This window comes from Arthrobacter sp. Hiyo1 (assembly GCF_001263615.2).
In the GTDB taxonomy this organism is placed as follows: Bacteria; Actinomycetota; Actinomycetes; order Actinomycetales; family Micrococcaceae; genus Arthrobacter.
Genome location: NZ_DF952469.1, coordinates 192,802 through 200,549, shown reverse-complemented (window position 1 = coordinate 200,549; position 7,748 = coordinate 192,802). Strand labels below are relative to the sequence as shown.

Sequence of the window (7,748 nt, the reverse complement as noted above, 5' to 3'; positions counted from 1 at the left end):
CACCGACATCCCCACGATCCTCCGCCGGGCAACAGCCTGGTCCGCCGCCGCGGTGCTCATGCCGGCCGCCGGCGAGATCTCGCCGCTCTACGCGGACCTCGAAGACCAACTCATTCTCAGCTGGAAGGAGACCCTGTGACGCTCGTCAGTACACGGGAACTCATGGACACCGCCACGGCCAACGGAATCGGACAGGGCGCCTTCAATGTCATCCACCTCGAAACCGCGGAAGGCCTGGTTGCCGGGGCGGAGTCGGCTGGTGTTCCGTTGATCCTGCAGATCTCGGAGAACTGTGTCCGTTTCCACGGCGGACTCGTACCGATCGCCCGGGGTGCCATGTCCATTGCCCGGGACTCTTCAGTGCCCGTGGCCCTGCACCTGGACCACGCCGAATCCGAAGAACTTGCCCTGCAGGCTGTCGACCTTGGCTTCGGGTCCGTCATGTACGACGGCGCGCACTTGCCGTACGACGCGAACGTCGAAGTCACGCGTCGGGTCGCCACCTACGCCCAGGACCACGGGGTCTACGTCGAGGCCGAGCTCGGGAAGGTGGGAGGCAAGGACGGTGCCCATGCCCCGGGGGTCCGCACCGATCCGGCCGAAGCCCGTTCCTTCGTGGAAGCCACCGGCGTCGACGCCCTCGCCGTCGCCGTTGGTTCCTCGCACGCCATGACCGAACGCAGCGCAGCCCTGGACCTGGCCCTGATCACCCGGCTCAAGGAAGCCGTCCGGCTGCCGCTCGTCCTGCACGGGTCCTCCGGCGTAGCAGATGAAACGCTGGTGGCGGCAATCCGGGCCGGTATGACTAAGATCAACGTATCCACACACTTGAACGGGTTCTTCACCCGCGCCGTCCGTGAGTACCTGGATGCCAACCCTTCCGTGGTGGACTCCCGCAAGTACATCAAGGCCGGACGTGACGCCCTGGTGTTGGAAACCGCACGTCTGCTGACGCTGTTCGCGAAAGTGAACTAGTCCCAATTTCCGGAAGGTTCGTGATGACCCGCAACGATCGACTGACAGCCATCCTTGATCTCCTCGCCGAGTCAGGGCATGTTGAGGTCGAGGATATCGTGACCCGCTTGGCCGTCTCGCCGGCGACGGCCCGCCGTGACCTGGACAGCCTCGCCAAGCAGCGGCTCCTGAGCCGAACCCGCGGGGGTGCGACCACGGGATCCGTGGCGTACGAACTTCCGGGGCGCTACAACAGGGATGACCACGCCGAGGCCAAGCAGCAGATTGCCTTGGCCGCTTCGGAGCTCATCATGCCCGGGGCCGTGATCGGACTCAGCGGCGGCACCACCAACACGGCTTTGGCCCAGGTGCTTTCCACCCGCGAAGACCTGAACGCGCCCTCCAACCGGCCCATGCTGACGGTGGTCACCAACGCCATCAACATCGCAGCCCAGCTTGCCGTGCGCCCCAACATCAAGATCATGGTCACCGGCGGCATCCTGAACCCGCGTTCCTACGAACTTGTGGGGCCCTACACCGATGTCATCATGCAGAAGGTTGCCTTGGACATCGCCTTCATCGGGGTCAACGGCGTCGATCCCAAGATCGGGCCCACCATCACCGACGAGGGAGAAGCCATGGTGAATACCGTCATGGCCCGGCGTGCCACCGACTCCTATGTCCTGGCCGACTCCACGAAGATCGGCAAGCGTGCCTTCGCGGCAATGGCCGGGTACGACTTCCGGCGGCTCATCACCGATTCGGGCATCACGGCAGAAGACAAGGCTGCGTTTGAAGCAAGCGGCACCGAAGTGATCGTGGCCAAGGACGACTAGCTTCGATAAGTGACCGTCAGAAGACCATCGGGGGAGCATTCAGCACGGTTTCATCGGTGCTGCGCTGCACCCACTGGCTGAACGGCGTGTCCAGATCGTACTTGTCCTGGTCGTTGCGGATCAGTGTCCGTAGCTCCGCGTTGCCCGGGTTGTTGAGAGATTCGAAGTACTCCACAGACCAGTGGAACCACCGCATGCAGAAGAGCCGCATGGTGAGGCCATGGGTCACCAGCAGGGTGTTGGGCGCGTAGTCGGGTTTCTCCCAATGCCGGTACAGGGTTTCCATGAAGGACGAAATCCGGTCATACACATCGGAGCCTGATTCGCCCTCGCGGAACCGGTAGAAGAAATGCCCGTAGAGGTTGCGGAGCTCCTTCTGGTCCCCGATGTCTCCGGCGATCTGGAAGTTGGCCCAGTCCTGTTCACGCAGCCGGGGCTCCTCGATGACTCTTTCCGTGAGGCTGCCCAGATTCAGTGCCTCAAGGGTCTGGTAGGCCCGAAGGTACGGAGAGACGTAAACGCATACGGGTTCGCCGTCGAGCTTCCTGCGCAGCGCCTCACCCGCAGCCCGTGCCTGCTCTACGCCAAGCTCCGTCAACGGGATGCGGTAATCGGGCACACGGTTGTAGATGGAAGTGTCGGCGTTGGCGGCGGACTGGCCGTGCCGGATCATGAAGATTCGTGCTGGCGCGCTCATCCCACCAAGCATAGGCTCAGGAGTGGCCCGGCCCGCGCAGGCGGACACTGGTGGACCCGGCTCACGGGAAACCTCAGGCAAATGAAGGCAAGATAGGAGCATGCTCCTAGCCTCAACGCGCCGGTTGCGCGCCGAAGTACTGATCGTCCTTGGCCTGTCCCTGGGCCAATCGGCCGTGTACTCCGTGGTGCAGTTGTTGGACAAGATGACCCAAGGGCCTTTGGCCCATGCGACGTCCACGCTCAACCGCTCGCAGAGCACGCGCGAGTATTTCGATCTCACCTACCAGCTGCTGGACATCGCGTTTGCCCTGGTCCCGGTGGTGTTGGTGTTCTACTTCCTGTCCTTGCACCGCCAAACCGCGGAGAGTCCCTCGGGCTTCACCCGGCTGGGCTTCAACTTCGCCCGCCCGGGCCGTGACGCGTTGCAAGGACTGGGCCTCGCCGCGCTGATCGGGATCCCGTCGCTGGGCCTCTACGCGGCCGCGCCCTCGGAATTACGACGGCGATCATCCCCAGCGGCCTGGACTCCTACTGGTGGACAGTGCCCGTTCTGGTCCTCTCCGCGGTGCGGCACGCCGTCGTCGAAGAAGTCATCGTGGTGGGCTACCTCCTGGACCGGTTCGGGAAGTTCGGGTGGAGCACCACGCTGGCGATTGTGCTCAGCGCGCTCCTTCGCGGCAGCTACCACCTGTACCAAGGCTTCGGGCCCTTCATCGGCAATGCCGTCATGGGCCTCGTGTTCGGCTGGATCTACACCAAGACCAAGAGGGTCATGCCGCTGGTGGTGGCCCATGCTCTCCTGGACATCGTGGCGTTCGTCGGCTTCAGCGTCTTCGGCAAGGCAATCGGGCTGGGCTGAAGCGCGTTAAAAGGTTTCGGCCGCCACTGCGGGATGACGTCATTGGCACCCGCATATGGCGGCCGAAGTTTTTCCCGGGCACTCCTGGCCCGATGGTCCGTCAGATGGTGACGGCTCCGTTGGCGGTTTCGAACGTTACCGACATGATTCCCGGCGTTCCGTGCGGAGCCATCCATTGGACTGCAACGTCCTCGAGAGGCTTCTCCACGGGTTCCCCTAGCCACTCGGTGACACGCTCCGCGGAGCCGGCGATGGTGAGGCTGGACATCTTGACGTCGCTTGGGTAGACGAGGGACGGGTGAAGTGCAGGGTCGCCCTCCCACCGCAGCAAGTAGGGAACCTGGGGATCGGCGATGAGCCCCAGGATGCCGATTTGCGACCAGACGAGTTCGCGGCCGTCCGGGAACTTGCGGTTGCCAGGAACGGCGGCGCGTCCAAGCCGCTGTTCGAACGGGCTCAGGTCGTCCACAGCGACGCACCAGCCCATCCAACCACCTCCCGCGGCGGAGCGTGCACGGACGGCTTGTCCAAAAGGTGCCTTGTCGGATGCCGGGTGGTCAAGGACCTCGACAACTTCCAGGTATTTGTGGTCAGCAAGGGGAATGATCATGTTCCGGGTACCGAAGCGCGGGTGCACTCCGCCCCGGACTGCGTCCACTCCCAATGCTGCGGAAATCCGCTCGGTGGTGGCCAAAAGGCCATCTCGTTCACAAGCGTAAGAGACGTGATCCATGCGCATGGCTTCATCTTGGCACTTTGTGATGGAGCTCTCAGCTAAGTCAAGCCTAACCAAGGTGGGATGTATCGAAAAGGCAGCTCAGAGTCACTTCAGGACGCGCCGGGACCGAAAACTACTGTGTTCGTCACAAAGCTTCCGGAGCCCGCAACACCATCCCTAGACTGGCGGCAACCGAACACCGGCAGGCTGAATACTTCGGCCCGGCAAGCTGAAGCACGGCAAGAGCCCAGACAACCAGGAGTCCGCATGTCCCAAGGATGGTCATTCGAAACGCGCCAGATCCACGCCGGTCAGGAGCCGGACTCCGCCACCGGAGCCCGGGCACTCCCCATCTACCAGACCACCTCGTTCGTGTTTCCCAGCGCGGAAAGCGCTGCCAACCGCTTTGCGCTCGCCGAGCTGGCGCCCATCTACACCCGGATCGGCAATCCCACGCAGGATGCGGTGGAACAGCGCATAGCGAGCCTGGAAGGCGGCTTGGCCGCGCTCCTGCTGAGCTCCGGCCAGGCCGCGGAAACGTTCGCCATCCTCAACGTCGCCGAGGCCGGTGACCACGTGGTGGCCAGCCCGAGCCTCTACGGCGGCACCTACAATCTGCTGGCGCATACGCTGAAGAAATTCGGAATCTCGGTCACCTTCGTCGAGGACCCGGACAACCTCGACCACTGGCGCGAGGCCGTGCAGCCAAACACCAAGCTGTTCTTCGCCGAAGTCGTCTCCAACCCCCGCCAGGACGTTTTGGACATCGAAGGCGTCTCCCGCGCCGCGCACGAGGCTGGAGTCCCGCTCGTCGTGGACAACACCCTCGCCACGCCCTACCTGATCCGGCCCATCGAGTGGGGCGCTGACATCGTGGTGCATTCGGCCACCAAATACCTGGGCGGGCACGGATCCGCCATTGCCGGTGTCATCGTGGACTCCGGCAACTTCGATTTCGGCAAGGACCCTGAGCGGTTCCCCAACTTCAACACCCCGGACCCGAGCTATAACGGCCTGGTCTATGCCCGCGACCTCGGCAAGGACGGTGCCCTCGGCGCGAACCTCTCCTACATCCTCAAGGCCCGGTCCAGCTTTTGCGCGACCTCGGCTCGGCAGTTTCACCGTTCAACGCTTTCCTGATCTCCCAAGGAATCGAAACCCTCAGCCTGCGGGTGGAACGCCACGTGGACAACGCCACCAAAGTGGCGCAATGGCTGGAAGGGCGCGACGACGTCGAATCGGTCGCGTATGCGGGGCTGCCTTCCAGCCCGTGGTTCGAACGAGGACGGAAGTACGGGCCCGGGGAACCGGCGCCGTGGTGTCCTTCACCATCCGGGGCGGGATCGACGCCGGCAAGCGCTTCGTGGACGCCTTGGAGCTGCATTCCCATGTGGCAAACATCGGCGATGTCCGTTCCCTGGTCATCCACCCCGCGTCCACGACGCACAGCCAGCTGACCCCAGAACAGCAGGCCGTGGCCGGCGTGAGCCCGGGACTGGTGCGGCTGTCCGTCGGGATCGAGCACATCGACGACATCCTCGCGGACCTCGAGTCAGGATTCCGGGCGGCCAAGGGCAGCTAGGCCAGTCGCCGGTTCGTTCCGTGATGGGTCGCCCACTCCGATGGGCGCCCCATCTCGCGGTTAGCCCGCGATGTAGTACCCGGAAGTGTCGGCTATGAGCTGCACTGTGCCGTTGGAGTTGTTGGTGAAGGAGATCGTGCCATCCGGAGCGACGGGCGTAATGGCGAAGTTCGGGATGATCTGTCCCGTCGCGTAGTTCACGTTCGAGGTGCTCGGCTGCGGGCTTCCTCCGGCGTAGGCGGTGATGAACCCGAACGACGTCGGGTTGGCCACGGTGATGTTCATCGCGACAGCGGAAACACCGGACGCTGGAATGCCACCCTGTCCCGCGACCTTGACGTTGATGGTCTGTCCGGGGGCAACAGGTCCGTTGATCCCGCCGGTGCCGTTACGGGTATCCAATTGGCGGAACGGGGCCTGCGCGGAAAACGCCCCGGCGGTTGACGGTGTGCCCGCAAGGTAATAGCCCGAGGTATCGGCGATGATCTGGACGGTTCCGCCGGAGGTGTTCGTGAATGAAATCGTCCCGTCGGGAGCGACCGGCGTAATGGCGAAATTCGGAACGATCTGTCCCGCGGCGTAGTTCACGTTCGAGGCGTTCGGTCGCGGAGTCCCTCCAGCGTAGGCGGTGATGAAGCCGAACGACGAGGGATTGGCCACCGTGATGTTCATCGCGACGGCGGAAACACCGGAAGAGGGAATACCGCCGCGGCCTGTGACTTTGACGTTGATGGTCTGTCCGGGGGCAACGGGTCCGCCGACGCCACCGGTGCCGTCACGGGTATCCAACTGCCGGAACGGGGCCTGGGCGGAGAACGTCCCGGGAGCGGGCGACGCGCCAGGCGTGAGGGAGTAACCGGTGATGTCGGCGATGAGCTGGACCGTGCCGTTGGAGCTGTTCGTGAAGGAAATCGTGCCATCCGACCCCACCGGCGTGATCGCGAAATTCGGGACGATCTGCCCTGGGGCAAAATTCAGGTTCGAGGTCGCCGGACGATTTGTTCCGCCGGCGTACGCGGTGATGAAGCCGTTCGACGTCGGGTTGGCCACCGTGATGTTCATTGCGACAGCGGAAACTCCGGTCGCCGGGAGGCCGCCGCGTCCCGCAACCTTGACGCTGATCGTCTGTCCGGGGGCGACCGGCCCGTTGACGCCACCGGTCCCGTCCCGCGTGTCAAGCTGCCTGCAGGGGGTTGTAGCCGCAAATCCGCCCAACGGGTCTTGCGACGGCGAAAAGAGCGACGGGCTGACGTACAGCAGCCGGTTAGGCATGCAGTTTCCGGTCGACTGGACTATTCCGGCTGTTGCGCCGACGGTCAACGTTGCCGAGACCTGCGCGGGGCTCCACGAGGGATGCATGGCGAGGAGCATCGCGGCCGCTCCTGCCGCATGCGGAGAGGCCATCGAGGTTCCGTTCAGGACAGCCGTTGCGGTATTTGACGTCTGCCAATCCGAGGTGATCTGGACTCCTGGTGCGTACAGGTCGACGCAGGAACCATAGTTGGAGAAGGATGCCTGCCGGTCGAAGCTGTCGCTCGCGGCCACCGTGATCGCGGCAGGCACTCGGCTGGGGGACAGCGTGCACGCGTCCGTGCTGGAATTGCCGGCCGCCAAGGTGACGGTAATGCCGTTATTGATCGCGCCCTGGACAGCGTCGTCCAGGCTCTGGTTCGCAGGTCCGGAGAGGCTGAGGTTGGCGACGGCGGGTTGGCCGGGCTGGTGCTGCTGGACCATCCAATCGAGGCCGGCTATGACGTCGGAGGAGTATCCCGTACCGTCGCAACCAAGGACCCGCACCGGCACGATGGTTGCCGACTTGGCCATGCCGTAGGTGCTGCCGGCCGTGATGCCTGCTACGTGCGTCCCGTGGCCGGCGTCGGGCATTGCCGGATCGGTGCAGGGGGCATTGGCGGGCTGCCCCGAGAAGGCACTCCACCCCGCGGTCACCCGACCGCCGAAGTCCACATGGGTGCCAAGCACCCCGTTGTCCACAATGTAGACCTGAACCCCGGCGCCGCTCGAAGGCGGGGTGTAGCTCCCGGACAAAGGGAGGGTGCGCTGATCGGTCCGGTCGAGGTTCCAGGTGGCGGCCGCTGGGTG

General features: G+C 64.2%; 5 protein-coding genes and 2 pseudogenes. 4 read left to right on the top strand and 3 right to left on the bottom strand.

The window, feature by feature from the left end; translation table 11 throughout:
- Positions 1–135: 135 nt before the first annotated feature.
- Entirely contained in the window at positions 136–975 is an 840-nt protein-coding gene (locus tag AHiyo1_RS05555) for a class II fructose-bisphosphate aldolase (protein ID WP_059387876.1), read from the top strand.
- A gap of 23 nt (positions 976–998) precedes the next feature.
- On the top strand, positions 999–1,790 hold the full coding sequence (locus tag AHiyo1_RS05550) for a DeoR/GlpR family DNA-binding transcription regulator (RefSeq protein ID WP_059387875.1): 792 nt from the start codon (positions 999–1,001) through the stop codon (positions 1,788–1,790).
- A 16-nt stretch (positions 1,791–1,806) separates the two neighbouring features.
- Here AHiyo1_RS05550 and AHiyo1_RS05545 read toward each other — a convergent pair whose 3' ends face one another.
- The gene (locus AHiyo1_RS05545) at positions 1,807–2,487 is read right to left on the bottom strand and encodes a histidine phosphatase family protein (RefSeq protein ID WP_059387874.1); all 681 of its coding nucleotides are present in this window, start codon (positions 2,485–2,487) and stop codon (positions 1,807–1,809) included.
- A 100-nt stretch (positions 2,488–2,587) separates the two neighbouring features.
- On the opposite strand from AHiyo1_RS05545, the pseudogene AHiyo1_RS05540 reads away from it, so the two are divergent.
- Positions 2,588–3,348, top strand: a pseudogene (locus AHiyo1_RS05540) (CPBP family intramembrane glutamic endopeptidase).
- Between the two features lie 100 nt (positions 3,349–3,448).
- Here AHiyo1_RS05540 and AHiyo1_RS05535 read toward each other — a convergent pair.
- Positions 3,449–4,087 (bottom strand): VOC family protein, encoded by a 639-nt coding sequence (locus AHiyo1_RS05535; RefSeq protein ID WP_028266517.1) that lies wholly within the window; start codon positions 4,085–4,087, stop codon positions 3,449–3,451.
- Positions 4,088–4,333: 246 nt separating this feature from the next.
- Between AHiyo1_RS05535 and AHiyo1_RS05530 the strand changes: the two are divergent.
- Positions 4,334–5,648 (top strand): annotated as a pseudogene (locus tag AHiyo1_RS05530) (bifunctional o-acetylhomoserine/o-acetylserine sulfhydrylase).
- 60 nt (positions 5,649–5,708) lie between these two features.
- Here AHiyo1_RS05530 and AHiyo1_RS05525 read toward each other — a convergent pair.
- The coding region (locus AHiyo1_RS05525; RefSeq protein ID WP_148667481.1) for a S8 family peptidase at positions 5,709–7,748 on the bottom strand (2,040 nt) is incomplete at its 5' end.